The organism is Chryseobacterium sp. SIMBA_028 (genome assembly GCF_046535285.1).
GTDB lineage: Bacteria > Bacteroidota > Bacteroidia > Flavobacteriales > Weeksellaceae > Chryseobacterium.
The window spans coordinates 1-563 of record NZ_JAWRWZ010000050.1 but is presented as its reverse complement, the minus strand read 5'-3'; the positions used below and the strand labels follow the sequence as shown (position 1 = coordinate 563).

Sequence of the window (563 nt, the reverse complement as noted above, 5' to 3'; positions counted from 1 at the left end):
ATATACTTTAAAAATATACAGTAGTGTTTCGGATTTACCCTTACAGTGGCATGCCGTAATCGGAAACAAGAATATTATGCTCTCTCCAGAATATTTTCATGTCCTGGAATCTTCCAGACCTGATAATATGGAATGTTATTATGTTGGTTTTTTTAATGATAATGATTTGATTGGTGGAGCTTTATTTCAATATTTAAATTTTCAGAACCATGCGAGTTTTCAGAAAAATGAAATTTGGTGTAGTATCAGAAATTTTTTTGCCCGAAAATTCAGCAAAGATGTAATGATCCTTGGGAATAATATGCTGACGGGGCAAAATGGATTTTATTTTGATGCTTCTAAAATTATGCTGGAGGATACTATTTCTCTTTTAGATAGGGCAGTTAGGAAGATGCAGACAGAGATCAGAAAAACCTCTTTGATTATTTATAAAGATTATCAGACCAATTTTATCAATTATTTTCAGGGTAAAGATCATCAGTCGTATTTCAGGTTTTCAGTTCAGCCCAATATGATGTTGAAATTAAAAGACAGCTGGAATGTTTTTGAAGATTATGTAAATG

The 563-nt window shown here is 31.8% G+C and carries 1 pseudogene; it reads left to right on the top strand.

From position 1 onward, the window contains the following. Positions 1-563: pseudogene (locus SCA31_RS22475) on the top strand (hypothetical protein); the annotation flags it as partial.